The sequence below is a fragment of the Microbacterium galbinum genome (assembly GCF_023101185.1).
Taxonomy (GTDB): Bacteria; Actinomycetota; Actinomycetes; order Actinomycetales; family Microbacteriaceae; genus Microbacterium; species Microbacterium galbinum.
Genome location: NZ_CP078077.1, coordinates 3,297,874 through 3,324,210 on the forward strand (window position 1 = coordinate 3,297,874; position 26,337 = coordinate 3,324,210).

22 protein-coding genes are annotated in these 26,337 nt (G+C 69.2%); 8 read left to right on the top strand and 14 right to left on the bottom strand.

The genetic code is table 11. From position 1 onward, the window contains the following. Positions 1–81: 81 nt before the first annotated feature. Genes KV396_RS15980 through hrcA form a run of 4 tightly spaced genes read right to left on the bottom strand, consistent with a single transcriptional unit; the run spans position 82 to position 3,393 of the window. Positions 82–432, bottom strand: a complete 351-nt coding sequence (locus KV396_RS15980; protein ID WP_247622225.1) for a histidine triad nucleotide-binding protein — start codon at positions 430–432, stop codon at positions 82–84. Positions 433–474: 42 nt separating this feature from the next. Further along, the gene (locus tag KV396_RS15985) at positions 475–1,203 is read right to left on the bottom strand and encodes a 16S rRNA (uracil(1498)-N(3))-methyltransferase (RefSeq protein ID WP_247956327.1); all 729 of its coding nucleotides are present in this window, start codon (positions 1,201–1,203) and stop codon (positions 475–477) included. Positions 1,204–1,206: 3 nt separating this feature from the next. Then, positions 1,207–2,322 (bottom strand): molecular chaperone DnaJ, encoded by a 1,116-nt coding sequence (gene dnaJ / locus KV396_RS15990; RefSeq protein WP_247956328.1) that lies wholly within the window; start codon positions 2,320–2,322, stop codon positions 1,207–1,209. Between the two features lie 36 nt (positions 2,323–2,358). Continuing rightward, positions 2,359–3,393: a heat-inducible transcriptional repressor HrcA gene (gene hrcA, locus KV396_RS15995; RefSeq protein ID WP_247622222.1), complete on the bottom strand. Its 1,035-nt coding sequence runs from the start codon at positions 3,391–3,393 to the stop codon at positions 2,359–2,361. Positions 3,394–3,495: 102 nt separating this feature from the next. Between hrcA and KV396_RS16000 the strand changes: the two genes are divergently transcribed. Next, positions 3,496–4,917, top strand: a complete 1,422-nt coding sequence (locus KV396_RS16000; protein WP_247956329.1) for a carboxylesterase/lipase family protein — start codon at positions 3,496–3,498, stop codon at positions 4,915–4,917. 16 nt (positions 4,918–4,933) lie between these two features. Here the strand turns inward: KV396_RS16000 and hemW are convergent, their stop codons facing one another. The 4 genes from hemW to lepA are packed head-to-tail and all read right to left on the bottom strand — an operon-like array spanning position 4,934 to position 9,168. Continuing rightward, the gene (gene hemW, locus KV396_RS16005) at positions 4,934–6,151 is read right to left on the bottom strand and encodes a radical SAM family heme chaperone HemW (RefSeq protein WP_247956330.1); all 1,218 of its coding nucleotides are present in this window, start codon (positions 6,149–6,151) and stop codon (positions 4,934–4,936) included. Further along, positions 6,151–6,804, bottom strand: coding sequence for a DUF1990 family protein (locus KV396_RS16010; protein ID WP_247956331.1), 654 nt, complete (start codon positions 6,802–6,804; stop codon positions 6,151–6,153). Before KV396_RS16010 ends, hemW begins: the two co-directional genes overlap by 1 nt. Before the next feature lie 10 nt (positions 6,805–6,814). Next, positions 6,815–7,315: a DUF1990 family protein gene (locus tag KV396_RS16015; protein ID WP_247632039.1), complete on the bottom strand. Its 501-nt coding sequence runs from the start codon at positions 7,313–7,315 to the stop codon at positions 6,815–6,817. Then, positions 7,315–9,168, bottom strand: coding sequence for a translation elongation factor 4 (gene lepA / locus KV396_RS16020; protein ID WP_247622217.1), 1,854 nt, complete (start codon positions 9,166–9,168; stop codon positions 7,315–7,317). Before lepA ends, KV396_RS16015 begins: the two co-directional genes overlap by 1 nt. Before the next feature lie 225 nt (positions 9,169–9,393). Between lepA and KV396_RS16025 the strand changes: the two genes are divergently transcribed. The 6 genes from KV396_RS16025 (at position 9,394) to KV396_RS16050 (ending at position 16,334) form a co-directional block, all read left to right on the top strand. Next, positions 9,394–10,377: an ABC transporter permease gene (locus KV396_RS16025; protein ID WP_247622216.1), complete on the top strand. Its 984-nt coding sequence runs from the start codon at positions 9,394–9,396 to the stop codon at positions 10,375–10,377. A 3-nt stretch (positions 10,378–10,380) separates the two neighbouring features. Continuing rightward, on the top strand, positions 10,381–11,313 hold the full coding sequence (locus tag KV396_RS16030; RefSeq protein ID WP_247632038.1) for an ABC transporter permease: 933 nt from the start codon (positions 10,381–10,383) through the stop codon (positions 11,311–11,313). Continuing rightward, the gene (locus tag KV396_RS16035; RefSeq protein ID WP_247956332.1) at positions 11,310–13,370 is read left to right on the top strand and encodes an ABC transporter ATP-binding protein; all 2,061 of its coding nucleotides are present in this window, start codon (positions 11,310–11,312) and stop codon (positions 13,368–13,370) included. Before KV396_RS16030 ends, KV396_RS16035 begins: the two co-directional genes overlap by 4 nt. Positions 13,371–13,463: 93 nt before the next feature. Then, positions 13,464–15,170, top strand: coding sequence for an ABC transporter family substrate-binding protein (locus tag KV396_RS16040; RefSeq protein ID WP_247622213.1), 1,707 nt, complete (start codon positions 13,464–13,466; stop codon positions 15,168–15,170). A gap of 157 nt (positions 15,171–15,327) precedes the next feature. Beyond that, positions 15,328–15,519, top strand: coding sequence for a hypothetical protein (locus KV396_RS16045; RefSeq protein ID WP_247956333.1), 192 nt, complete (start codon positions 15,328–15,330; stop codon positions 15,517–15,519). A gap of 89 nt (positions 15,520–15,608) precedes the next feature. Beyond that, a complete protein-coding gene (locus tag KV396_RS16050; RefSeq protein ID WP_247956334.1) occupies positions 15,609–16,334 on the top strand; it encodes an alpha/beta fold hydrolase in 726 nt (241 codons plus the stop codon). Here the strand turns inward: KV396_RS16050 and KV396_RS16055 are convergent. Together KV396_RS16055 and KV396_RS16060 are read right to left on the bottom strand one after the other, a co-directional pair. After that, on the bottom strand, positions 16,329–17,549 hold the full coding sequence (locus tag KV396_RS16055; protein ID WP_247956335.1) for an MFS transporter: 1,221 nt from the start codon (positions 17,547–17,549) through the stop codon (positions 16,329–16,331). The two genes, KV396_RS16050 and KV396_RS16055, sit on opposite strands and share 6 nt — an antisense overlap. Then, positions 17,546–18,919 carry a glycoside hydrolase family 1 protein gene (locus KV396_RS16060; protein WP_247956336.1) on the bottom strand — a complete coding sequence of 458 codons (1,374 nt, stop codon included), beginning with the start codon at positions 18,917–18,919 and terminating at the stop codon, positions 17,546–17,548. Before KV396_RS16060 ends, KV396_RS16055 begins: the two co-directional genes overlap by 4 nt. 255 nt (positions 18,920–19,174) lie before the next feature. Between KV396_RS16060 and rpsT the strand changes: the two genes are divergently transcribed. After that, complete coding sequence (gene rpsT / locus KV396_RS16065) at positions 19,175–19,435, top strand: 30S ribosomal protein S20 (protein WP_247622209.1); 261 nt, start codon at positions 19,175–19,177, stop codon at positions 19,433–19,435. Positions 19,436–19,539: 104 nt separating this feature from the next. On the opposite strand, the gene holA is transcribed toward rpsT, so the two are convergent. The 4 genes from holA to leuS all read right to left on the bottom strand — a co-directional run bounded on the left by holA (position 19,540) and on the right by leuS (position 26,335). After that, positions 19,540–20,580, bottom strand: a complete 1,041-nt coding sequence (gene holA / locus KV396_RS16070) for a DNA polymerase III subunit delta (protein ID WP_247622208.1) — start codon at positions 20,578–20,580, stop codon at positions 19,540–19,542. A gap of 9 nt (positions 20,581–20,589) precedes the next feature. Continuing rightward, the gene (locus tag KV396_RS16075) at positions 20,590–22,923 is read right to left on the bottom strand and encodes a ComEC/Rec2 family competence protein (protein ID WP_247956337.1); all 2,334 of its coding nucleotides are present in this window, start codon (positions 22,921–22,923) and stop codon (positions 20,590–20,592) included. Next, positions 22,920–23,603: a ComEA family DNA-binding protein gene (locus KV396_RS16080; RefSeq protein WP_407665546.1), complete on the bottom strand. Its 684-nt coding sequence runs from the start codon at positions 23,601–23,603 to the stop codon at positions 22,920–22,922. The genes KV396_RS16075 and KV396_RS16080 overlap by 4 nt, the downstream gene beginning before the upstream one ends. Positions 23,604–23,758: 155 nt before the next feature. After that, on the bottom strand, positions 23,759–26,335 hold the full coding sequence (leuS, locus tag KV396_RS16085) for a leucine--tRNA ligase (RefSeq protein WP_247956339.1): 2,577 nt from the start codon (positions 26,333–26,335) through the stop codon (positions 23,759–23,761). Positions 26,336–26,337: the final 2 nt, after the last annotated feature.

The following is a 26,337-nucleotide window of genomic DNA, read 5'->3' on the forward strand; positions in this document are numbered from 1 at the left end:
TCGGCGTAGATCTTCTCGACGGACTCCGGAGCGGATGCTCCGCTGCGGCGTTCCGGGATCTCAGGACTCTGGTCGTGGTTTTCAGGCACCGACACTCTTCTCGTTCAGTCCCCCGCCCAGCACGTGGGCGTGGACGTGGAACACGGTCTGTCCGGCGTTCGGGCCGGAGTTGAAGACGAGGCGGTAGTCGCCGTCGTCGGTGTGCTGCGCGGCGAGTTCCTTCGCGAAGGAGACCATCTCGGCGAGCAGCGTCGGGTCGCCCGCCGCGATCTCGGCGACGTCGCGGTACTCCGCGGTCTTCGGGATCACCAGGAGGTGGACCGGCGCCTGGGGCGCGATGTCACGGATGGCGAACACGCGTTCGGTCTCACCGAGGACCTCTGCGGGGATCTCACCGTTCAGGATGCGCGTGAAGATCGAGGGTTCGCTCATGTTCCCAGTCTAGCGGCGGGGTCCGCCGGCACGGCGGTGCGCTCACCAGCGGCGGAGGGCGACGGAGAGCACCGCGATCGCCGCGGGTCCGGCCGTCGAGGTGCGCAGCACCGTGTCTCCCAGCAGCACGCGCTCGGCGCCCGCCGCGGTCAACCGGGCGATCTCGTCGTCCGAGACACCGCCCTCGGGTCCGACGACCAGCACGATGTCGCGGTCGTCCGCGGTGATCTCCGACAGCCGGGTCGTCGCCGACGGGTCGAGGATCAGCACGCGCTCCGCGCTCGCACGGGTCGCCAGCTCCCCCGTGCTCGCGGGAGCCGCGACCTCGGGGACCCACGGCCGATGAGCCTGTTTGGCGGCCTCGCGAACGATCGTCGCCCACCGCTCACGGCCCTTCACGGCCTTGGGCCCCTCCCAGCGGGAGACGCTCCGGCTCGCCTGCCAGGGCACGATCTCGTCGACGCCCAGCTCGCAGGCGGCCTGCACCGCGAGCTCGTCGCGGTCACCCTTCGCGAGCGCCTGCGCGAGGACGATGCGCGGGGTCGGCGACGGGTGCACGGCCCGATCGGAGATCCGCACGTCCACTCGTGCGGGAGCGACCTCCTCGGCGACGCCCTGGAGCCAGATGCCCCGACCGTCACCGATCGTCACCTGCTCCCCCACACGGAGGCGACGGACGACCGCCGCATGCTTCGCCTCGGCACCGGTCAGCGACACGAGGTCGCCGGGCTCGGCATCCGACGACGTTTCGACGAGGAAATGCAGCGCCATGGCTCAGTGCGTGCGGAAGCGGTCGCGGAGCTTGGAGAAGAGACCCTGCTGGAACTGCGCCAGCTGGGGCCCCGGAGCCTTCGCCTTCTTCGCGAAGTCCTCGATGAGCGCCCGCTGCGCGGAGTCGAGCTTGGTCGGAGTCACCACCTGCACGCCGACGCGCAGGTCGCCACGCTGCGAACCGCGCAGCGGCGTGATGCCGCGTCCCTTGATCGTGAGCACGTCGCCGGACTGCACGCCCGCGCGCACCTCGAGATCCACCGCACCGTCGAGGCCCTGGATCGAGGTCTCGGTGCCGAGGATCGCATCGGTCATCGACACCTCGAGCGTCGCGAGCAGGTCGTCTCCGTCACGGCTGAACGCCGCGTGCGGGTTGACCGTGACCTCGACGTACAGGTCGCCGTTCGGGCCGCCGGCTTTGCCGACCTCACCGGAGCCGGGCAGCTGCAGGCGCAGGCCGGTCTCGACGCCGGCGGGGATGTCGAGCGAGACGGTACGACGAGAGCGCACGCGCCCCTGACCGCCGCAGGTACCGCACGGGTACGGGATGGTCGTGCCGTAGCCCTCGCACGTGCCGCAGGGCTGCGAGGTGACGACGTTGCCGAGCAGGCTGCGCACCGTGCGCTGGACGTGTCCGGAGCCGCCGCAGATGTCGCAGGTGACGGGCGACGTGCCCTCCTGGCAGCAGGAACCCTGGCATGTCTCGCAGAGCACAGCGGTGTCGACCTCGATGTCGCGATGCGCACCGAAGACGACGTCGCCGAGGTCGAGGGTGACCCGCACCAGCGCGTCCTGCCCCCGTTCGCGACGGGAACGCGGGCGCGCACGCCCTCCACCCTGTCCCGCGCCGAAGAACGTCTCGAAGATGTCGCCGAAGCCGCCGAACCCTCCGCCGAAGTTCCCGGCCGCGCCGTCTCCCCCGCCCATGTCGTAGCGGCGGCGGGAATCGTCGTCGCTGAGCACGTCGTACGCGTGCGTGACGAGCTTGAACTTCTCCGCCGCGTCCTCGCCCGGATTCACATCCGGGTGCAGCTGACGCGCGAGGCGCCGATACGCCTTCTTGATCTCGTCGGTGGAAGCGTCCCGGGACACCCCGAGAACCTCATAGTGGTCCGCCACGATCGCCTTTCTGCGTTGTTCTTCGTCGACGGCCGCTCAGCGGCTCGTCTCGTCTTCGTCGAGCATCCGCGTCAGGTAGCGGGCCACGGCCCGCGCCGCCGCGAGATTGCTCGGATAGTCCATGCGCGTCGGGCCCATCACGCCGACCCGCGCCGTGCCGCTGGGGGCGGCGTAGTTGCTCGCGACGATCGACGCCTCGCCCAGCCCGAACGGGGCGTTCTCGGTGCCGATGCTGGCCGCGAGGCCGTGCTCGTCGGTGACCATCTCGCTCATGAGCCGCAGGAGCGTCACCTGCTCCTCGATGGCCTCGAGCAGCGGATGGATGCTTCCGCGGAAGTCCTGCTCGCGACGCGCGAGCGTCGCGGCCCCCGCCATCACCAGGCGCTCCTGACGGAACGTACCCAGCTCGTCGACGATCACGGTGGCGAGAGCCCGCAGTGCGGCATCGCCGGGAGCGGCCTCGGGCGCCGCCAGCAGCGTCTGCAGACGGTCGGCCGCGTCACTGACCGCCTGCCCCGTGAGCAGGGCGGAGAGCCGCGCGCGGAGCATGATCGCATCACCGTCATCGATCTCGATCGGCAACGGGGCCATCCGCTGCGAGACGCCGCCGGCGTCGGTGACGAGCACGACGAGCATGCGGGTCGGGGCGAGCGGCACGAGTTCGATGTGGGTGAGGTGCGCACGGGCGAACGACGGGTACTGCGCGAGCGCGACCTGACCCGTCAGCTGCGTCAGCACGCGCACGGTGCGCACCATCAGGTCGTCGAGATCGCTCGGCGCCGCCAGGAACGACTCGATCGCCGTTCGCTGAGCGGACGAGAGCGGGCGCAGCTGGGCGAGATGATTGACGAAGACGCGGTACCCCTTGTCGGTGGGCACGCGGCCCGACGAGGTGTGCGGCGCGGTGATGAGCTCCTCGTCCTCGAGGAGCGCCATGTCGTTGCGGATCGTGGCCGCGGAGACCCCGAAGGAGTGGCGGTCCACGATGGAACGGCTGCCGACGGGTTCGTGGGTCTCGACGTAGTCCTGCACGATCGCGCGGAGAACCTGGAGTCCTCGCTCTGTGACCATCGCCCTTCCCTTCCGTTGGCACTCGGACGTTCAGAGTGCCAATCCTACCCCGCCCGCGGCTCGTCTCGTCGGAGGTCGGGGCTCCGCCCTAGGATGACGACCATGACCGCCCCCACCGCCGAGCTGTCCACCGGAATCGTCGAGGGATCGAGCGAGGGCGGGGTATCCCGGTTCCTCGGCATCCCCTACGCCGCCCCTCCCTTCGGAGAGAACCGGTTCCGGGAACCGCGGCCGGCGACTCCGTGGACCGGCGTGCGTCCCGCCACGGCCTTCGGGCCCACGGCGCCGCAGTCGCCGTATCCCGGCGCGATCGGCGAGCTGCTCGGATCGGTCAGGATCGACGGTGACGACATCCTGACCGCCAACATCTGGGCGCCGACGGATGCCGAGCGCGCCCCGGTGCTGCTGTGGATCCACGGCGGAGCGCTCGAGCGCGGCACCGCGGCGCTTCCGCTCTACGACGGGGCCGGCTTCGCCGCCGCAGGGATCGTCTTCGTGTCGATCAACTACCGCCTCGGCTCGGAGGGTTTCTCGGTGCTCGACGACGCCCCGCGCAATCTCGGCCTCCGCGACGCGGCCGCAGCTCTCGAGTGGGTGCATCGCGAGATCGGCGCGTTCGGCGGCGACCCCGCACGCATCACCCTCATGGGGGAATCGGCCGGAGGCGCGATCGTCGCGGGCCTTCTCGCGCGCGACGAGTCCCGCACACTCGTCGCGCGCGCGATCATCGAGTCCGGCCCGTTGGAGGCGCAGCCGCCGCAGAAGGCGGGGCGGGTGACCGCGGCTCTCGCGAAACGGCTCGGCATCCAAGCCGATCGTGCGTCGTTCGCGTCCGTCCCTCCCGAGAAGCTGCTCGAGGCGCGTCGCGCGCAGTCCGCGGGTTCGTCGCCGCTGGGCGGAGCGCCGGGGTTCCAATTCGCGATCGATCCGGACAGCCTTCCGCGCTCGCCTCACGAGGTCCTGCCGACCATCGACACGCCGCTGCTCATCGGCAGCAACACCGATGAGTACCGGCTCTGGTTCACACCCGAGACCCTCGCCGAGATCCGCCCGCTCAAGCTCTTCATCGCCCGTCTGGCCCTGGGAATCCCGCGCCGAGCCGTATCGGAGTACCGGAAGGCGTTCCCGAAGGCCTCCACCGGCGAGATCTTCGGACAGTTGGCGACCGACGTGATGCTGCGCGCGCCACTCTCGCGCGCGGCGCGCGCTCGCCCCGCGCTCACCTTCGTCTACGAGTTCGCTTGGCCGAGCCCGGTGCGCGACCTGCGTGCCGCGCACGCTCTCGAGCTCGGATTCGTCTTCGATCGTCTGGCGGATGCCGAGGCGCAGCGCCTCGCGGGCGCCGACGCACCCCAGGCTCTCGCCGACGAGATGCACGCCGCCTGGATCTCGTTCGTCACGACAGGTTCACCCGGCTGGGCGGCGTACGGCGCCGACCGCACGACACGGGTGTTCGACACGACGAGCGGCACGCTCCCCCAGCGGCGCACAGCCGGAATGGATCTGCTCCCGACCCGGAGCTGATCGCTTCGCTCCCGCGTCAGTCGGTGAGCTCGCGCACGACGGCATCGGCCAGGAGCCGTCCGCGCAGCGTCAACTGCACCCGACCCTGCACCGCGGCGCGGGCGTCGACGAGGCCGTCGGCGATGAGACCCGCGACGTTCGCGCGATTGCCGGCCGGCAGGTCGGCCACCGCGATGCCCTCGACGAGGCGGCTCTGCAGCAGCACCCGTTCGAGCATCCGTGCGTCCTCGTCCGGACGCTCGGTGCCGGCCGCCGGAGAATCGGATGCCGACAGCCGCTGCGCGTACGCCGCCGGATGCTTGACGTTCCACCAGCGGAGTCCGGCGACGTGGCTGTGCGCTCCCGGTCCGAAGCCCCACCAGTCGCTCCCCCGCCAGTAGGCGAGATTGTGACGCGAGCGCTGTGCATCACTGCGGGCCCAGTTGCTCACCTCGTACCACTCGAAGCCCGCCGCGGCGAGGCGGCGATCGGCCAGCTCGTACATGTCGGCCTGCAGATCGTCGTCGGGCGTCGGCACCTCGCCACGCCGGATCTGGCGGGCGAGCTTCGTGCCGTCCTCGATGATGAGCGCGTAGGCCGAGATGTGATCGGAGTCGAGTTCGAGGGCCGCATCCAGCGACGCCTCCCAGTCGGCGAGGGACTCGCCCGGCGCGCCGTAGATCAGATCGACGCTGACCGCGAGCCCGGCCTCCTTCGCCGCGGCGACGGCCGTGCGCACGTTGTCGGGGTCGTGCGTGCGGTCGAGCGCGGCGAGCACGTGCGGCACCGCCGACTGCATGCCGATCGAGAGACGCGTCACGCCGGCATCCGCGAGCGTGCGGGCGACCTCCGGCGTGACGGTGTCGGGGTTGGCCTCGACCGTGACCTCCGCACCCTTGGCGAGGCCGAAGGCCGAGACCGCGGCGCCGAGCATCAGCGCGAGATCGCCCGCGGGGAGCAGCGTGGGTGTTCCCCCGCCGAAGAAGACCGTGTCCATCGGGCGCAGCGCACCCGCCTCGTCGAGCACGTTTCGCGCGAGATCGATCTCGGCGAGCAGCGTGGAGGCGTAGTCCTCCTGACGGGCGCCGCGCAGTTCGCTCGAGGTGTAGGTGTTGAAGTCGCAGTATCCGCACCGCACGCGGCAGAACGGGATGTGGAGGTACGCCGAGAAGGGAACCGAGGGATCGATCGGCAGATCGGCCGGCAGGCGGCCGTCGGACGGTGCGGGATCGCCGAGAGGAAGGGGCCCCGCCATCAGAGGGGGGTCGCGTAGAGCGGGGAGATCGCCCGGAGATAGCGGGCGAAGAGCTCGCGACGGCGACGCTTCACGAGCGGCGGCACCGTGCGGTAGAGCAAGGAGTTGGGGGCGTCGAACGCGCGCACCGTGAACCAGACCTCGTCGTTGTCCTCGCGCCAGTCGACGTCGAAGGACTCCTCGCCGCTGACGACCGAGCCGCCGACCGTGCCGAGCACGAAACCGATGCGTCGAGCCTCCTCGGTGACCGAGATCACACGCAACTCGGCATCCGCGCGCATGCCCGACAGACGACCGCGCACGCGCAGCGTCATCCCCGGACCCACGAACGGAGTCCCTTCGGCATCGTAACGGGGCTCGAGGTCGCGCTTGCTGGGGGCGATCGGGTTGCCCTCGGCGTCGAAGCTCACGCCGGCGTACGCCGGGCCGGGCGCGGGGCGCACGTCTTCGATCGCGAGGCCGGCCGCGCGCTGCGCCGTCCACGACAGCAGAGCTTCGCCGGCGGTCTGGAACCGCTCCGCTCCGGAGCCGATCCGCCAGGACTCCTCCGCCGGGAAGCTGCGCTCCGGCGGGTACTGCATCAGATCGGGCGCGTGGGTGGCACCCACGGCCGCATAGTCCACCGTGTCGTCTCGGAAGTTCCCGCGCCGCATGAGATCCAGCCTACTGGCGGTTGCCTGGACGAACACCCCACTCGCGCGCCTCGGCGGCGACGATGCGGGTGTACCGCGCGTGGGTGCGGCGCTGGATCAGCCTCAGCGCGGGCGACAGCAACCACCACACGAGGGTCGCGGGGCGCGAGATCGAACGGGCGGTGAACACGCCGTCGTCGAGCACGAACGATTCCTCTCCGTAGATCGGATGCCCCGGGCGCGTCTCGTACCCGAAACCCCGCTCATCCGCCCACACCACCCGGATCGGTTCGGAGAATCGGATACCGAGCACACGCTTGGCCAGCACGCCCTCGGCGTTCGCGACCGGCGCGGACGCCGGGCCGTCGAAACCCGCCCGACGCTTGAACTCCCAGGAGCGGATCAGCGTGCGCACGGCATCCTGAGCCTCCGGAGCGACCGCGATGCTGCGCTCGGACAGGTGCATCCCTGCCGGCACGTCGACGATCGGATGCCGCGTCACCCCGCGCATGTACGGCGGGAGCGGCCTCACTACTTCTTGTCCTTGCCCTCGACGTCGCCCGACAGCGCGGCGATGAACGCCTCCTGGGGGACCTCGACGCGGCCGACCATCTTCATGCGCTTCTTGCCCTCCTTCTGCTTCTCGAGGAGCTTGCGCTTGCGGGTGATGTCACCGCCGTAGCACTTGGCGAGCACGTCCTTGCGGATGGCGCGGATCGTCTCGCGGGCGATGATGCGTGCACCGATCGCCGCCTGGATCGGCACCTCGAACTGCTGGCGAGGGATGAGCTTGCGCAGACGCTCGGCCATCATCGTGCCGTAGGCGTAGGCCTTGTCGCGGTGGACGATCGAGCTGAACGCGTCGACCTTCTCGCCCTGGAGCAGGATGTCGACCTTCACGAGGTCGGCCTCCTGCTGCCCCGCGGGCTCGTAGTCGAGCGAGGCATAGCCCTGCGTCTTGGACTTGAGCTGGTCGAAGAAGTCGAAGACGATCTCGCCGAGCGGCATCATGTAGCGCAGCTCGACGCGCTCCTCCGAGAAGTACTCCATGCCGAGCAGCGAGCCGCGACGCGACTGGCAGAGCTCCATGACCGTGCCGACGTAGTCCTTCGGGAGCAGGATCGCGGTCTTGACGATCGGTTCCGACACGGAGCCGATGCGGCCGTCGGGGTACTCACTCGGGTTCGTGACCGTCACGGTCTCGCCGGTGTCGGAGGTCAGCACCTCGTAGATCACGCTCGGCGCCGTGGTGATGAGGTCGAGTCCGAACTCGCGTGAGAGCCGCTCGGTGATGATCTCGAGGTGCAGCAGGCCGAGGAAGCCGCAGCGGAAACCGAAACCGAGAGCCACCGACGTCTCCGGCTCGTACTGCAGGGAGGCATCCGAGAGCTTGAGCTTGTCGAGGGCTTCGCGGAGTTCGGCGTAGTCGCTGCCGTCGATGGGATAGATGCCCGAGAAGACCATGGGCTTGGGGTCGGTGTATCCGGACAGCGCGTCGGTCGCGGGCTTGCGCGCCGACGTGACGGTGTCGCCGACCTTCGACAGTCGCACATCCTTCACGCCCGTGATGAGGTACCCCACCTCGCCGACGCCGAGGCCCTTGGTCGGGATCGGCTCGGGGCTCGACACGCCGACTTCGAGCGCCTCGTGGTTCGCGCCGGTCGACATCATCTGGATGCGCTCGCGCGGCGACAGACTGCCGTCGACCATGCGGACGTAGGTGACGACGCCGCGGTAGGCGTCGTAGACGGAGTCGAAGATCATCGCGCGCGCCGGAGCATCCGCGTCACCCACCGGAGCGGGGATCTCCTTGACGAGTCGATCGAGCAGCGCCTCGACGCCGACACCTGTCTTGCCGGAGACGCGGAGAACGTCTTCCGGCTTGCCGCCGATGAGCGAAGCGAGCTCCTTGGCGTACTTGTCGGGATCGGCCGCCGGGAGGTCGATCTTGTTCAGCACCGGGATGATGTGCAGATCGTTCTCGAGCGCGAGGTAGAGGTTCGCCAGGGTCTGCGCCTCGATGCCCTGCGCCGCGTCGACGAGCAGGATCGCTCCCTCGCACGCGGCCAGCGAGCGGGAGACCTCGTACGTGAAGTCGACGTGGCCCGGGGTGTCGATCATGTTGAGCGCGAACGTCTCGCCCTCGATCTCCCACGGCATGCGCACGGCCTGGCTCTTGATCGTGATGCCGCGCTCACGCTCGATGTCCATGCGGTCCAGGTACTGAGCGCGCATGTCTCGGTCGGAGACGACGCCGGTGATCTGCAGCATGCGGTCGGCGAGAGTCGACTTGCCGTGATCGATGTGCGCGATGATGCAGAAATTTCGGATCTGCGTCGCGGGCGTCGCGGCAGGCTGAAGCGGAGTGAGAGCGCGTGGGGACATGTTGCGTCGATTCTACGGTGAGGGAGGCCTAATGCCCGATTCCGCCGATCCGGTGGTAACGTCGCCCAGGTCTCCGGCGTGGAACCGAGTTCCACGGAGGAAACGACCCCGTAACATCTTTTTGGTATACCGGAACGTGCGAAGAGGCGCGTCCGGAGTGAAGCACATTGATCGGATCCGCAACGGTGATCCCGTTCGGCTCTGGTGAAGAGAGAGATACCGACCTTGATCAAGTACCTGCTGCGTCGAGCACTGGGCTGGCTGCTCATGATCGTCGTGGCGACGAACCTCACGTACTTCCTCGCCTGGCTCTATCTGGACCCGCGCAGCAACTACGTCGGGCGCCGCCCCCCTCTCAACGAGGAGCAGATCGAAGCGCTGCTCCGCCCCCGCAACCTCGACGACACGGTGCCCCTCCTCGAGCGCTGGTGGACGTGGTTCAGCAACATCCTCTTCCACTGGAACTGGGGGCTCAGCCCCACGGGCGACTCGGTGAACGACCAGGTCGCGTACCGGGTCTGGGTCAGCGCCGAACTCGTCCTCGGGGCCACCATCCTGTTCACCGTGATCGGCATCGCGCTCGGCGTCTACACCGCCTCCCGCCAGTACAAGCTCGCCGACCGGATCGGCCAGGCGACCTCGATCATCACGATGAACATCCCGATCGTCGTCGCGTCGCTGGGAATCGTGCTGCTCGCGATCCAGGCGAACAGCGCGACCGGGACGCGGATCTTCTTCGTCACGGGCGCGGCGAGTCCGGGGGTGAGCGGGTTCTTCCCCGTGCTCATCGATGCGCTGCAACATCTGATACTCCCGACGATCGCGCTGATCCTCGTCAGCTACGCCGGCATCCACTTCCTGCAGCGCTCGCTGCTGCTCGACAACATCAACGCCGACTACGTGCGCACCGCGCGTGCCAAGGGGTTGACCAAGTCCCAGGCGATCCGCCGCCACGCGCTGCGCACCTCGCTGATCCCCGTGACGACCCAGGTGGCCTTCTCCATCCCGGCGGTCTTCACCGGCGCCGTCCTGACCGAATCGATCTTCGGCTGGAACGGCATGGGCAAGTACTTCACACAGACCATCGCGACGAACGACATCCACGGCGTCGTCGCCGTCGCGGCCTTCGGCGCAGTGATGACCGCGATCGGCGCCGTCCTCTCGGACATCGCCGTCGTCATCCTCGATCCACGAGTGCGGGTGAGCTGAACCATGAGCATCGCAGACCTCTCCGATCCCCTCCGCCACGGCGACGACCCGCCGGCGACCCCGGTGCGCACACCGCGCAAGCGGATGTCGAAGTTCGAGCTCTACGGTCGCCGCTTCCTGCGCAACCGCGGTGCCGTCGCGGGCGCGGTGATCTTCGTCATCATCGTGCTGTTCGCCCTCATCGGCCCCCTCTTCCAGCAGTACGACCACATCGAACTGGACTTCCTCGCACTGACGAAGCCCCCGTCGGCCGAGCACTGGTTCGGTACGAACGGCGCGGGCAACGACCTCTACGCCCAGGTCGTCGTCGGCCTGCAGCGGTCGCTCATGATCGCGCTGGCCGTGTCGATCGGAACGACCGTGCTCTCCGCGCTCATCGGCGCGGCAGCCGCGTACTTCGGTGGCGTGTTCGAGCGCGGCGTGCTCGTCGTCATCCACTTCCTCATGGTCGTGCCGACGTTCCTCATCCTCGCGATGATCTCGAACAGCGCCGGCGGCGACTGGCGGATCATCGCGGTGATCATGATCGCGATCAACTGGTTCTTCCCCGCCCGCGTGATCTGGACGCTCTCCCTCTCCCTGCGCGAACGCGAATACATCTCCGCCGCGAAGTACATGGGCGTGCCCGGATTCCGGATCGTGCTGCGGCACATGCTCCCCAACATCGGATCGCTGCTGGTCATCAACTTCACGCTCGGCGTCGTCGGCGCGGTGCAGACCGAGACCAGCCTGTCGTTCCTCGGCTTCGGCGTGAAAGCTCCGGACGTGTCTCTCGGCTCGCTCATCGGCTCCGGCTCCGCGACCATCACGAGCGCACCCTGGCTGTTCTACTTCCCCGCGGCCGCGCTCACCCTCCTCACCATCTCGATGGCTCTGATCGCCGACGGTCTGCGCGATGCCCTCGACCCGACCTCTGCCGCGGGAGGCCGCGCATGACCGCTCCCATCCTCTCCGTCCGCGACCTGCGCGTCAGCTTCCCCTCGGAGGCCGGTCGTGTCGACGCGGTGCGCGGCATCTCGTTCGACCTCGAAGCCGGCCGCACGCTGAGCATCGTGGGCGAATCCGGCTCGGGCAAGTCCGTCACCTCGCTGGCGATCATGGGCCTGCTGACCGAGAACGCGAAGGTCGAAGGATCGATCGTCTTCGACGGCCAGGAACTGATCGGCAAGACGGATGCCCAGTTGTCGATGATCCGTGGAAACGGCCTGTCGATGGTCTTCCAGGATCCGCTCACGTCGCTGACGCCCGTTTTCACGATCGGCGATCAGCTGGTCGAAGCGCTCACCGTGCACAAGAGCATGGGCAAGAAAGAGGCCCAGGCCCGCGCGATCGAGCTCCTCCGTCTCGTCGGCATCCCGAATCCGGAGCGGCGCCTGAAGGCCTTCCCGCACGAGTTCTCGGGCGGGATGCGCCAGCGCGTGGTCATCGCCATCGCCATGGCGAACAACCCCAAACTGATCATCGCCGACGAGCCCACGACCGCGCTCGACGTCACGATCCAGGCGCAGATCCTCGACCTGCTCGGAACGGCGCAGCGCGAGACCGGCGCCGCCGTGATCCTCATCACCCACGACATGGGGGTCGTCGCCAAGACGGCCGACGACGTCCTCGTCATGTACGCGGGACGCGCCGTCGAGCAGGCGCCGGTGCGCGAGCTCTTCCACCACACGCGGATGCCGTACTCGATCGGACTCCTCGGCGCGATGCCCCGGGTCGACGCCGCCGAGAAGGTCCCGCTCATCCCGATCCACGGCAATCCCCCACTGCTGATCGACCTTCCGGACGCCTGCCCGTTCGCGGACAGATGCCCGATCGCGATCGACGCGTGCCGCGCGTCGGAGCCCGAACTGCTCCCGGTGCCGACCAGCACGTCCAGCGAGCACCGCGCCGCGTGCATCCGATCGCACGAGATCGACGACGGCGGCATGCTCGGCGGGCTGCCCGTCTACCCCGTGCCGCCGATCCCGGAGAGCGCGCTGACCCGCACCCCGCGGGAGGAGCGCCCGATCGCACTCGAGGTCACCAACCTCACCAAGACGTTCCCGCTCCTCAAGGGCGCCTTCGTCAAGCGCCGCGTGGGTTCGGTCCACGCGGTCAAGGGCGTCACCTTCGACGTGCGCAAGGGCGAGACGATGGCGATCGTCGGCGAGTCCGGGAGCGGTAAGTCGACGACGCTCCTGCAGATCATGGACTTCGTGCCGCAGGAGAACGGCGACATCCGCATCGGCGGCAAGAGCGTCTCCGACGTCAAGCGCGGCGCCGAGGAGCGCCACCTGCGGCGCGACATCCAGATCGTGTTCCAAGACCCGATGGGCGCGCTCGACCCGCGCATGACCGTCGCCGACATCATCGCCGAACCGCTGCACGCCATCGGCGTCAAGGGAGACGAGGCCGACAACCGCGTCGACGAGCTCATGGATCTCGTCGGCCTGGATCCGGCGCACTCGGATCGGTTCCCCGGAGCCTTCTCGGGTGGACAGCGACAGCGCATCGGCATCGCCCGCGCCCTTGCCACCAACCCCAAGATCATCGTGCTCGACGAGCCCGTCTCGGCGCTCGACGTGTCGATCCAGGCCGGCGTGATCAACCTGCTCGACGAACTCAAGGTGAAGCTCGGGATCTCCTACCTCTTCGTGGCGCACGACCTCGCCGTTGTCCGCCACATCGCCGATCGCGTCGCGGTGATGTACCTCGGCGCCTTCGTCGAGGAGGGCGACGTCGACAGCGTGTTCGACGATCCGCAGCATCCGTACACGCAGGCACTGCTGTCGGCTATCCCCGTTCCCGATCCCGACATCGAGCGCGCGCGCGAGCGGATCGTCCTCTCGGGCGATCTCCCCAGCCCGACCGAGGAGGTGCGCGGCTGCTCGTTCGTCAGCCGGTGCCCCCTCTACCCGACGCTCGCGCCGGAGCAGCAGGCGCGGTGCGAGGGCGAAGTTCCCGCATTGACGGGTGCGTCGTCCACGCACATGAACGCGTGCCACTTCCGGTAACGGTTAACAACGATTAATCGACCTCGGCGCGCGACAGGTTTAACCTCTCCCCATCCCCACAGGCCGACACGGCACAAGAAGGAGCACCACACCATGAAAAGGCATCAGAAGCTGCTGGGCGCTCTCGCCCTCAGCGGCGCCCTCGCACTCGTCATGAGCGGCTGCGCATCGGGCGGCGACGGCGGTAGCACCGACAACGGCGGCGAAGCCGAAGCCGTCACGGGCGCGGACTACAACCCGCAGCCCCGTGAGAATCTGCAGGAGGGCGGCGAGGTCACCTTCCCCATCGGTGAGATCACCCCGCAGATGAACGCCAACCACTCCGACGCCACGGTCGACACCGCGACGCTCTGGGAGTGGTACAACCCTCAGACGATCCTCATGACGCCGGAGGGCGAGGCATACGCCAACCCGAACTACCTGACCGACTGGACCACCGAGGTCGTGGACGACAAGACCGTCGTCACCTACACGATCAACCCCGACGCCGTCTGGAACGACGGGACGCCGATCGACTGGACCGCCTACGAGCAGACTTGGAAGGCGCTGCGGTCGACGGATGAGGGCTACGTCCCCAACTCCACCGACGGTTACTCGCTGATCGAGAGCGTCGAGCAGGGCACCGACGACCGCCAGGCCGTCGTGACGTTCACCCAGGTCTACCCCTGGACGAACGGCCTGTTCTGGCACCTCGTCAACCCGAACATCAACACGCCGGAGCTCTTCAACGAGGGCTACCTCAACGAGGCGAACCCCGACTGGGGTGCAGGCCCCTATGAGATGACCGAGTTCGACCCCAAGGGCGGCACGGTCATCTTCGAGCCGAACCCGGACTGGTGGGGCGACAAGCCGCTGCTCGACAAGGTCACCTTCCGTCAGCTCGACGACACCGCCGAGATCAACGCGTTCAAGGCCGGCGAGATCAACATGGCATCGACCGGCACGTCCGACCGCCTCGCGCAGGTCGCCGACATGGATGACGTCGTCACCTACAAGGCCCAGCGCACCGCCACCAACCTCATGCAGCTGAACGCCGAGCGCCCTCAGCTCGCCGACATCAAGGTGCGCGAGGCGATCATGAAGGCGATCGACCGTGAGCAGCTCAAGGAGGTCGTCTGGAACGGCCTGGGCTACACCGAGGAGCCCGCCGGCTCGCTCATCCTCTTCCCGTTCCAGGACGGCTACGTCGACTCGCTGAGCGAGGCCGGCTGGAAGTTCGACGACGACGAGGCGAACAGCATCCTGGACGAGGCGGGATGGGTCGCCGGCAGCGACGGCGTTCGCGAGAAGGACGGCGTGCGACTCGCCGTCAACCTTCCCGTCTTCGGTGACGACCCCATCGTCGAGACCCGCGGTAAGGTCATCCAGGCGCAGCTCAAGGCGATCGGCGTCGAGGTCACGGTCGACGTGCGCCCGAGCTCGGAGTTCTCGACGACGGTGACGACGAAGGACTGGGACATCATCCTCATGGGCTTCTCGTCGAGCGACCCCTACGGCTTCGCGTACTTCTGCCAGGTCTACTGCTCCGACAGCGGCCTGAACCTGTCGGCCACCGGCACCCCGGAGCTCGACGAGAAGATCGCGGGCGTCGCCGACCTCCCCACCGCGGAGGAGCAGATCGCCGAGGGCACCAAGGTCGAGACCGAGGTCATCAAGGAGACGTGGGGCATCCTGCCGCTGTACTCCGGCCCCGAGATCCGCACGGTGACCAAGGGACTCGCCAACCTCACCCCCGAGACCTACACGGGTCTCGACCTCTTCGGGCTCCTGCCCGTCGAGAACGTGGGCTGGGAGAAGTGATCTAGCACTCACCCATAGTGTGGGGGTCGGCGAGAGATCGCCGGCCCCCACACGCGTCTACCCAGGGAATCCGCACTGCGCAACCCCCCTGGACGAGGCTGCGCATTCGGATTAATTTCTCGCACAACGCACAGACGGAGTCCAAAGGAGGGCGCTCATGCTGAAAGACAAGAAGACGACTGTCCGGAACTCGATCGTCGGGGTCGCGGCGGCTTTGATGCTCACCCTGGGGTCGGCGATCCCCGCAGGTGCTGTCGTCGACATCACGCATCCCGGTGACGGCGGAGGTGGGGGCGGTGCGGGTCCTTGGCCCATCAAGTGCATCAAATACTGCCCCGGACCGCGTTGACGCACCCCGCGACGAGCAGGCGGGGTCGGTGGTCTTCCACCGGCCCCGCCTTCTCGTGCGGTGCGCGGCTGCGCACCTAGGCTGAGAGCGTGAGCGTCCAGATCGTCTTCGTGCACGGCATCCGCACGTCGGCCACCATGTGGCGTTCGCAGCAGGCGTTCCTCGACGCGCGGGGGTACGCGCACACCGCGGTCGACCTGCCGGGGCACGGCGCGCGCATCGCCGAGGACTTCACGCTCCACGAGGCCCTGCACACGATCGATGCCGCCGTCCGCGATGCGGCGAGGCGCGGACCGGTGCTGCTGGTCGGACACTCCATGGGCGGGATCCTGTCTCTCTCCTACACCGGAGGCGGGGAGACGACACCGGTCGCGGGTCTGGTCGCGGCGTCGTGCACCGCGTTGCCCGTTGGTGCCGGGCTCGCCGCCTATCGCTGGCTCGCGCGCGCGATGGATTCGCTGCCCGACCGCGGACGCTGGCTCTCGGATCGTGTGCTCGACGCGACGATCCCCCCGGAGACCCGCGAAGACTTCGGCGCGGGCGGCTACGCGCTCGACGCGCAGGACATCGCCCTGGGCAGCCTCTCGGCGCTCGACCTCGCCGCGGCGGTCGCCCGCATCCGACTGCCGCTCTGGTTCGTCAACGGCCAGTACGACCAGCTGCGTCGCCACGAGACACTTTTCTGCTCGCTGGCCCCCCAGGCCGAGCTCATCGTGGTGCCGCGCACCACGCATCTCGTCACGGCGATGCGACCTCGCATCTTCAACGCCGTGCTGCAGCTCGCGATCGCGACCCTCGAGAAAGAGAGCTCATGACCTCTGCGGCTGCCTCGCGAGGCCGGTGAGCACTCCGCCTGCGAGTGACAGCACCGCGGCGGCGGCGAAGACGAGCCAGAATCCTCCCACCAGCGCCACGAGTCCCGCCCCGAGCACCGGACCGATCAGCTGGCCGAGAGCGGCCGTGACGTTCACGATGCCGAGATCGCGGGCGTGGTCCTTCTCATCGGGCAGCAGATCGGCGGCGAACGCGAGGCCGACGGTCGAGAACGCGCCGTAGCCGAGCCCCATGAGGGCGGCGGCGACCATCGTCATCTCGAAGGTCGGCACGAGCGCGATCGCCACACCGGATGCCGCCTGCACGACCGTGGCGATCACGGCGAGCCGGCGCCGGTCGCCCGTGCGGTCCGACAGGATGCCGGTGAGAACGGATGCCGCGACCACGAACAGCGTGTAGACAACGATGAGCAGCAGCAGGTTGTCCTGCGCCGTCGACGACGGCTGACCGAGTCCGTGCAGCAGAAAGAAGAGGAACAGCGCGGTCCCCAACGCGTTGCCGATGTTGGTCACGAGGCGCCCGGCGAGCATCCACGCGAAATCGCGATCGCGCAGCGAGGCGAGGGACCGACGGTCGCGGGTCGTCGGCCGCACGGCCTCCGACGCGGAGGGATCGGGGAGCAGCAGGGCCACCGCAGTACCGACCGCCGCGATCACGGCGGCGAGCAGCAGATAGCCCGAGACGATGTCGAGCCCGAGGAGAACGACGAGGCCGACGCCCAGCACGATCCCGACGGCCTGACTCGACCCGACCGCCGCGGATGCCGCGCCCCGCTGGGTCGTGGGCAGTTGGTCCGCGATCATCGCGGTGAAGGCCGCCGACGACACCGCGACACCGATCGATACACCGACCCACGCCCCGCCGACCGCCCAGGGCCCCTCAGAGAAACCGGTGAGCACCAGGAAGGCGGCGGTCGTCCACACGCCCGCGAGCGCCCACGGACGCCGTCGAGGGCGCCCCGGTCGAGCACGATCCGACAGCGCCCCGGCGAGCGGGCCGGCGACGATGCCCGCGAGTCCGCCGATGCCGAGGACGAGCCCCGAGGAGACCACTCCCCGGATCCAATCGTCTTCGGGGGTGTCGAGCTGCAGCGGCAGGAGGAGCTGCACGGGCGTGAGCTGCACGGTCCAGATGGCGAGCCAGGCGAGGGTGAACAGCGACATCCATCGCGCGCCGACCCGCGTCGCCGCGGTCATTGCACGCTCCGCTCGATCGCCACCGCGGTGCGCGTGCGGGCGATGGCGTCGCGGTACCAGTCGTACGAAGCCTTGGGTGTGCGCTCCCCCGTGGTGAAATCGACGTGCACGAGGCCGAAGCGCTGGGTGAATCCGTCGGCCCACTCCCAGTTGTCCAGGAGCGACCAGACCGTGTACTCCTCGACGGGAACGCCCGCGGCCATCGCCTCGCCGACCGCCGCGATGTGTTCGGCGAGGTAGTCGATGCGTTCGGCGTCGTCGATGCGGACCGCGCCGTCGGGCTCGGGGAACGAGGCGCCGTTCTCGCCGATGATCACCGGCGGCATGTGCGGATGCCGGCGATGGAGGTCGACGAGCAGATCGCGGAGCGCCCCGGGCACGATCGGCCACTCCGGGCCGAAACCGGTGACGGGCGCCTCGGGCGTCGGCACGATCTCGAACGGCAGTGGCCCCGCCGGATCGGCCGCGGTCACCGTCGTCGGGTTGTAGAAGTTGATGCCGTAGAAGTCGATCGACGCCGCGATGCGCGCGAGTTCACCGTCGAGCACGGGCATCGGCGGCAGGCCGAACGCCTCGAGGTCGGGGTACTCGCCCGCGAGCAGGGGTTCGCTGAACAGCCCGTTGTGGAGCGTGTCGTACATGGTCGCCGCCACGAGGTCTTCCCGCGATGCGGTGAGCGGCAGCACGCGGGTGTGATTGTTGACGAGGCCGACGGCCGTCGCGCCCCGCGACCGCAGCGCCTCGGCGGCGTAGGCGTGCGCCAGGAGCTGAGGGTGGACGGTCGGCAGGGCGTGGAAGAGCAGCGGTCGCGCGGGGGCGAGCGCCCCGGTGCCGTAACCCTGCAGCGTGGTCATCGCCGGTTCGTTGAGCGTGTACCAGTGGGTCACCCGATCGCCGAGCCGATCCGCCACGATCGCGACATAGTCCGCGAAGCGTTCGGCCGTATCGCGGACGAGCCAGCCGCCGTCGGACTCCACCGCGCTCGGCATCTCCCAGTGGTACAGCGTCGGGAACGGGGTCGCGCCGACCTCGAGCAGCGCATCGACGAAGCGGGAGTAGTGATCGAGCGCGGCGGTGCTGGCCGGGCCGCGCCCGTCCGGCTGCACCCGCGCCCACGGAATCGAGAAGCGATAGCGGTCGATGCCGAGGTCCGCCACCAGGGCGACATCCGCCTCCGGATGCCGATAGCTGTCACACGCGCGTTGCGGCGTCGAGGCGTCTCGCACCGCACCCGGCACATCGACGAAGTCGTCCCAGATCGAGCGCCCTCCCCCGTCGTCGGAGGGAGAGCCTTCGATCTGGATGGCGGACGTCGCCGCGGACCAGCGGAGACCTGAGGGCAGAACGGTATCGCGGGAAGCAGAACTCATGTCGCTCCTTGGCGTCTGTGTCGGGTGATCCTGATTCTGCACCCGGTACCGCGTTTCGCGCGACCGAGTTCCGCGATCGCCTCGTCGTGTCGGAGTCCGGACGCCACTCGAGGGGCGTCGTTTCGCGTGATCCGCCCGACTGCTGGTAGAGTTGCTTCTTGGCTTGCGTGTGGGTTCTTCCCTCACGACCGTCGTGCAGCAGCCCTCTTCTGCTGCCGGCACTCCGAATCACTCCTGTACAGAAAGCGTCCACACGTGGCAAACATCAAGTCGCAGATCAAGCGCAACAAGACCAACGAGAAGGCTCACGAGCGCAACAAGGCCGTGAAGAGCGAGCTCAAGACCCTCGTTCGTCAGACCAAGGCAGCCGTCGCCGCAGGCGACAAGGCAGCCGCCGAGGCGACCCTCAAGAAGGCCGCCGTCAAGCTCGACAAGGCCGTCAGCAAGGGTGTCCTGCACAAGAACCAGGCGTCGAACCGCAAGTCGGCCATCGCCAAGTCGGTCGCCGCTCTCTGAGCCAGCACCGCTGAGAAAGGCCCGTCCCGTTCGCGGGGCGGGCCTTCTTCGTGTCGGTGACGCGTGCGGGCTTCTCCCCTGACGCGACGGAGCCGAGTGGCGGACTACTCCTCGCCGAACGGGCGACGGGTGGCGATGACCGTCACCATGCGCTCGAGCGCGAAGATCGGGTCGCGCGATGCGCCCTTCACCTCGGCATCCGCCCGTGCCGTCGCCTGGATCGCGAGCCCGAGCGAGCGCTCGTTCCACCCGGCGAGATCGCGTCGTGCACGATCGACCTGCCAGTCCTTCATGCCGAGGCGCTGGGCGAGCTGACGGCTCGGTTCCCGGTTTCCGGCGACACGCGCCATGGTGCGCAGCTTCATCGCGAAGGCCGCCACCATCGGCACCGGATCGGCGCCCGACGACAGCGCGTGCCTCAGCGAGATGAGCGCCTCGCCGTAGCGACCCGCGATCGCCGTGTCGGCGACGACGAAGGCGGAGACCTCGACGCGGCCGCCGTAGTACTTGGTGACGATGTCGTCGGTCACATCGCCCTCGACATCGCCGATGAGCTGCTGGCAGGCCGCGGCGAGTTCGGTGAGGTCGTCGGCGAAGGCCGAGACGAGCGCCCGCAGCGCGGAGGGCTGGATGCGCTTCTTCGCGGCCTTGAACTCACCCGCGGCGAAATCGACGCGGTCGCCGTCGCGCTTGATGGCGGGGCAGGCGATCTCGATGCCCTCGCCCGTTCCGGCGCGCAGAGCGTCGAGAAGCTTCTTACCGCGCACGCTGGCTCCGGTGTGCCGGAGGATCACGGTCGCGCCGTCCTGCGGCTGGTCGAGGTACGACACGGCCTCCTGCAGGAAGGCATCGGAGCAGCGCTCGACGCCCGAGACCCTCACGAGCCGCGGCTCGCCGAAGAGCGACGGCGACGTCATGGCGAGCAGGGTGCCGGGTGCGTAGTCATCGGCGCGGATGTCGCTGACCTCGAGGGCCGGGTCCTCCGCGCGCAGATAGTCGCGGATGCCGGCGATCGCACGCTCGGCGCAGATCTCCTCGGGCCCGGACACCAGCACGAGCGGGGCGGGACGCGGTTCTCGCCAGGAGACCTGGGGGATCTTCGACGGCTTGGCGGCGGTGCGGGAAGAGGATCGCGGAGCTGCCATGGATCCAGCCTACTCGGGGGCACCGACATCGGATTCCGTCCAGACCGCGATCCGGCCGTCGTCGATCCCCAGCAGGATGCGTCCCTGTCGATCGGTGCGCAGCACGTGCGCCCCGACCGCCGTCAGCAGGTCGAGCGTCTCCGCGCGCGGATGGCCGTAGTCGTTGTCGATGCCCGCGCTGAAGACCGCGATCGCCGGACGGATCGTCTCGTAGATCGCGGGATCCTGATCGGCACTGCCGTGATGGGCGACCTTGACCACGTCGTAGGGTCCCGCGAGACGGGCGTTGCGCGCGAGCATCCGCTGCGCTTCGGCCGACAGGTCGCCCAGGTAGAGCGAGAGCGGCACGCCACCACCGGAGACCTCCATCACGACACTCGCGTCGTTGCCGGAGGGGAACACCGCCGACTCGCGGAGCGGCCAGAGCACCCGCCAGGTCGATGCGCCGAGCGTGCCGCGCATCCCCGCCGTCGCCTCGGTGACAGCCGCACCACCGGCCCCCAGCCCGTCGAGGATCCGCTGTTCCTCCGCCTCGACGACGGGTCCGTGGAGCACCGCGTCGACCCGTCCGCGCACGGCGTCCGCTCCCCCGACATGATCGAGGTCGAAGTGCGTCAACACGAGGAGGTCGATGCGGTCGATGCCGAGCGACCGCAGGCAGTCGCCGAGCGGGCCCGGCTCCGGACCGGTGTCGATCAGTGCGACTTCTCCTTCCGAGCGCACGAGCAGCGCATCCCCCTGACCCACGTCGCACGCCGCGATCGACCAGCCGGATGGCGCCGCCATCGCAGCGAGCGGCCCCTGCAGAGCGAGATGCGCGCCGCCCAGCGAGAGTGCCACGATGAGCACCACCGCCGCGACGCGGTACGTCCAGGAGAACCACCGGCCTCGGCGGCCGCCGACGCCGCTCGTTCCTCGCCGCCCGCGCACGATGATCCCCAGGGCGGCGCTGAGCACTGCGACGAGCACGGCGCTGCCGATGCCGGGAACCAGGGATGCCTGCGCGAGCGGCAACCGCGCGCTCACCGTCGCGGTCACCGAGATCCATGCCGCGGGCAACCAGGCGGATGCCGCGAGAAGATCGGCGAGCATCGGGAACGGCGCGGCGAGGCAGGCGAGAAGACCGATCACGGTCGCGATCGGCGCCGCGGGAGCGGCGAGCAGGTTGGCGGCGATCCCCACCAGGGACTGCTGCTCGGCGAACAGCGCGATGATCGGGCCGCAGGCCAGTTGGGCGGCGAGGGGCACCGAGATCGCGAGAGCGAGTGGCTGCGGCATCCACCGAGCGAGTCCGCGCGCGAGCGGAGGCGCCAGCAGGATGAGCGCTCCCGATGCCGCGACCGACAGGGCGAACCCGGCCGTCGCGGCCAGCCAAGGATCGGCGACGAGGATGCCGGTCGCGCACAGGGCGAGCATCCCCGCGCCCGCACTCGGACGTCCGAGGAGCACCGTGAACATCGCGACCCCGGCCATCACCGCCGCGCGGATCACGCTGGGCTCGGGGGTCACCAGCACCACGAACCCCGCCAGTGCGAGGGCGGCGACGACGACCCGCAGACGGCGCCCGCCCCCGCACAGGGCCACGAGCCAGAACGCCGCCGCGACCACGATCGCGCAGTTGGCGCCGGAGACGGCCGTGAGGTGGCTGAGGCCGCTCGTGCGCATGTCGTCGTTCAGCGCGTCGGAGACCGCCCGGGTGTCACCGACGGCGAGACCGGGCAGCAACCCCGCACCCGGCTCGGGCAGGCGCGTCGCTCGCTCGATAAACGCGCTGCGCGCGCCAGCCGCAACCGCGAAGACGCCCGAAGCCGGGCGCACGATCTCCGGCTCGCTCGCGAAGACGACGGCTGCCGAGCGCTCCCCCGGATCCGTCGCCTCCATCTGCCCCGTCACTCGGATCGTCGCACCGAGATCGACCCCCTCGGCCGGCTCGACACCGATGCGCACCGGCGCCGAGACCGCTGCTGTACCTTTCGCCGATTCGATAGAGCGAGACTGCGCCTCGAACCAGAGGCGCCCGTCCTTCCCGACCGACGCCGACGACGACACGTCCGCGACGACCTCGACCGCGAACGCCTCCCGCTCGCGAACCGCCTCGCGCGCCGGCATGGCGAGGCAGGCTGTCGTCGCCACCGCGGCCGCCGCCGCGAGCACCACGATCACGAGTCCCCCGCGCTCCGCTCCACGAGTGCGGGAACACCTCACGACGACCCCGGCCACAATGGCCGCGAGCATGCAGGCCGCAGCCACCGCGCCCGCGATCTGCGGGAGGAACACGCACAGCAGCCCCGTGGCCCATGCTCCCCCGGCGATCGGCAGCAGTCGGAGGTCGCGTCTCCTCACACCCGCACCCCGTCGCGCAGACCCTCGAGCAGCTTCTCGCCGATGCCCGGCACGGCGAGAAGGTCGTCGACGGTCTGGAAACGCCCGTTCTCGTCGCGCCACGAGATGATGCGCTCGGCCAGCGCGGGGCCGATGCGCGGAAGGGTCTCGAGCGCCGCCTGATCCGCGGAGTTCAGGTCGATCCGGTCGTCGCCCGGAGCGGTCGACCCCGAGCCCGGAGCCGTGCCGGAACCCGGTTCGGGAACGGTCGCGCCGACGACGGGCACGACCACCTGCTCACCGTCGGTCACGATGCGGGCGAGGTTGATCGCGGCGAGGTCGGCCTCCTCGGTCGTACCGCCGGCCGCAGCGAGGGCGTCGACGATCCGTGCATCGATCGCGAGCACATACAGGCCCGGCTTCTCGACGGCGCCGAGGACGTGCACATAGAGCTCCCCGCCCGGCGCGGTGGCGCCCGCGTCAGCCGTCGTACCGGTCGACTCGTCTCCGATCGACACCGTCTCGACGGGGGCGGCCTGTCCGCGGAGGATCCCGAGCCCGACCGCGACCGAGAGCACGACGAGGGCGAGCACGACCGCCGCTCCGATGCTCAGGCGCAGGCGCCGGGGCGCAGACGGAGGATCCACGGGCGGAGCATCCACAGGCAGGGCGTCATCGGGAGGTGCTTCGGTCAGCGGCATCCGCCCACGCTAGGCCGCCCGATTCCGCTGCCCCGCCCCGCTTCCCGCACACCGTGGACAACTCCGCACATCGGTCAGCCGTGCAGAACCACACCCGCCGGAACGCCGAGACCGCCGCCCGGCATCCGGACGGCGGTCTCGACCGAGCGAGCGGATCAGCCCTTGACGACGAAGCTCACGATCTTGGGCGCGCGCACGATGACCTTGACGATCTCCTTGTCGCCGATCGCCCGGATCACGCGCTCATCGCCGCGGGCGAGAGCCTCGAGTTCTGCCTCGCCGATGCGTGCGGAGACCTCGAGCTGAGCGCGCACCTTGCCGTTGACCTGCGCGACGGCGGTGATGGTGTCTTCGACCAGCAGCGCCGGGTTCGCCGAACGCCACGTGACGAGACCCACGGACGGCTCGTGTCCGAGGATCTCCCACATCTCCTCCGCCGTGTGCGGGGCGATGAGGTCGAGCATCACGGCGACGGTCTCGGTGGCCTCGCGCACCGCCGGGTCGGCAGCGCCGTTCGCACCGTTGTCGATCGTCTTGCGGATGGTGTTCACCAGCTCCATCAGGCGGGCGACGAGCACGTTGAACTTGGTCTGCTCGACGAGCGCCGGCGCTTCGGAGAGAAGCTTGTGCGTCGTGCGACGCAGCGCGGCGTCACCGCCGTCGAAGACGACGTCGACCGGGCTCGAGACCTCGCGCGCGATGCGCAGCGCCCGCGACAGGAACTTCTGGGCACCCGTCGTCGAGACGTCGGCCCAGTCCTTGTCGTCTTCCACGGGTCCCGCGAACGCCAGGCCCACGCGCAGTGCGTCGGCGCCGTGCGCGTCGAGCTCCTCCTGGAAGAGCACGAGGTTGCCCTTGCTCTTCGACATCTTCTGGCCGTCGAGGAGAACCATGCCCTGGTTGATCAGGTTCGAGAACGGCTCGGTGAAGTCGATCAGCCCCATGTCGAACAGCACCTTCGTGATGAAGCGTGCGTACAGCAGGTGCAGGATCGCGTGCTCGACACCGCCGATGTAGGAGTCGACCGGAGCCCATCGTGCGGCCTGGGCCGGGTCGAAGGCGACCTGATCGCTGTTCGGCGACAGGAAGCGCAGGAAGTACCACGAGCTGTCGACGAAGGTGTCCATCGTGTCGGGGTCGCGCAGCACGGGCTCACCGGTGGCCGGGTCGACCGTGCGCACCCAGCCCTCGGCACCGCCCAGGGGCGAGGTGCCCTTCGGCTTGAGATCGAGGCCCTCGATGCTCGGCAGACGAACCGGCAGCTTGTCCTCCGCGACCGGGATGATGCTGCCGTCTTCGGCGTGCAGCATCGGGATCGGCGTTCCCCAGAACCGCTGACGCGAGATCAGCCAGTCGCGCAGACGGTAGTTCTTCGCGGCGCGACCGGTGCCCGATGCCTCGAGCTGCTCGATCGCGCGGGCGATCGCGTTGCGCTTGGACAGGCCGTTGAGCTCGCCCGAGTTGATCAGACGCCCCTCGCCCGTGAGCGCGATGCCCGTCGACGCGGGGTTCTGGTCGTCGAGCGCGCCGGTGTCGATCGGCACGCCCTCGTCGTCGACCTCGATGACCGGCATCGCTCCCGTGATGGGCGCCGTCGTATCGACGACGACCTTGACCGGCAGGTCGAACGCGCGGGCGAAGTCGAGGTCGCGCTGGTCGTGCGCGGGAACCGCCATGACCGCACCGTGACCGTAGTCGGCCAGTACGTAGTCGGCAGCCCAGATCGGCAGCTTCTCGCCGTTGACCGGGTTGATCGCGTAGCGCTCGAGGAAGACGCCCGTCTTGGGGCGATCCGTCGCCTGGCGGGCGATGTCGGTCTCCTTCTGCACCCCTTCGAGGTACGTCTGGAAGCGCTCGCGCACCTCGGCCGGAGCATCCGCCGCCAGCTCGGCGGCCAGGTCGGAATCGGGCGCGACGACGAAGAACGTGGCGCCGTGCAGCGTGTCGGGGCGCGTCGAGAACACGGTGACCGGTTCGTCACGGCCCTCGATGCGGAAGTCGACGTCGGCACCGACCGAGCGGCCGATCCAGTTGCGCTGCATCTGCAGCACCTTGTGCGGCCAGAAGCCCTCGAGCTGGTTGAGGTCGTCGAGCAGACGGTCGGCGTAGTCGGTGATGCGGAAGTACCACTGCGTCAGCTTCTTCTTGACGACCTCGTAGCCGCAACGGTCGCAGCGACCGTCGACGACCTGCTCGTTCGCCAGCACCGTCTGGTCGTTGGGGCACCAGTTGACGGCGCTCTTCTTGCGGTAGGCGAGACCGCGCTCGTGCATCTTCAGGAACAGCCACTGGTTCCAGCGGTAGTACTCGGGGTCGGACGTGTGCAGCACGCGCGACCAGTCGAACGAGACGCCGTACGCCTGGAATCCGACCTTCTGCTGCGCGATGTTCTGATACGTCCACTCGCGCGGGTCGGCGCCCTGACGGATCGCCGCGTTCTCGGCGGGCAGACCGAAGGAGTCCCACCCGATCGGGTTCAGGACGTTGTGCCCACGGTGACGCCAGAAGCGCGCCACGATGTCGGAGTACAGGTAGTTCTCGGCGTGCCCCATGTGCAGGTCGCCGGACGGGTACGGGAACATCGCGAGCACGTAACGCCGGGGGCGCGTGTCGTCATCGCCGCCGGTGAGGAACGTCTCGTTCTCCGCCCAGTACTTCTGCCACTTGGCCTGGATGGCATGAGCCGACGACGTCTCGTCCTCGGCGGGAGCGGTGGACAGGTTCTCAGACAACG

Bases quoted from the DNA above. Each gene is read 5' to 3' on its own strand.
- KV396_RS15980 (WP_247622225.1), bottom strand. From the start codon at position 432: ATGAGCGAACCCTCGATCTTCACGCGCATCCTGAACGGTGAGATCCCC.
- KV396_RS15985 (WP_247956327.1), bottom strand. From the start codon at position 1,203: ATGGCGCTGCATTTCCTCGTCGAAACGTCGTCGGATGCCGAGCCCGGC.
- hrcA (WP_247622222.1), bottom strand. From the start codon at position 3,393: ATGGTCACAGAGCGAGGACTCCAGGTTCTCCGCGCGATCGTGCAGGAC.
- KV396_RS16000 (WP_247956329.1), top strand. From the start codon at position 3,496: ATGACCGCCCCCACCGCCGAGCTGTCCACCGGAATCGTCGAGGGATCG.
- hemW (WP_247956330.1), bottom strand. From the start codon at position 6,151: ATGGCGGGGCCCCTTCCTCTCGGCGATCCCGCACCGTCCGACGGCCGC.
- KV396_RS16010 (WP_247956331.1), bottom strand. From the start codon at position 6,804: ATGCGGCGCGGGAACTTCCGAGACGACACGGTGGACTATGCGGCCGTG.
- lepA (WP_247622217.1), bottom strand. From the start codon at position 9,168: ATGTCCCCACGCGCTCTCACTCCGCTTCAGCCTGCCGCGACGCCCGCG.
- KV396_RS16030 (WP_247632038.1), top strand. From the start codon at position 10,381: ATGAGCATCGCAGACCTCTCCGATCCCCTCCGCCACGGCGACGACCCG.
- KV396_RS16035 (WP_247956332.1), top strand. From the start codon at position 11,310: ATGACCGCTCCCATCCTCTCCGTCCGCGACCTGCGCGTCAGCTTCCCC.
- KV396_RS16040 (WP_247622213.1), top strand. From the start codon at position 13,464: ATGAAAAGGCATCAGAAGCTGCTGGGCGCTCTCGCCCTCAGCGGCGCC.
- KV396_RS16045 (WP_247956333.1), top strand. From the start codon at position 15,328: ATGCTGAAAGACAAGAAGACGACTGTCCGGAACTCGATCGTCGGGGTC.
- KV396_RS16055 (WP_247956335.1), bottom strand. From the start codon at position 17,549: ATGACCGCGGCGACGCGGGTCGGCGCGCGATGGATGTCGCTGTTCACC.
- KV396_RS16060 (WP_247956336.1), bottom strand. From the start codon at position 18,919: ATGAGTTCTGCTTCCCGCGATACCGTTCTGCCCTCAGGTCTCCGCTGG.
- holA (WP_247622208.1), bottom strand. From the start codon at position 20,580: ATGGCAGCTCCGCGATCCTCTTCCCGCACCGCCGCCAAGCCGTCGAAG.
- KV396_RS16080 (WP_407665546.1), bottom strand. From the start codon at position 23,603: ATGCCGCTGACCGAAGCACCTCCCGATGACGCCCTGCCTGTGGATGCT.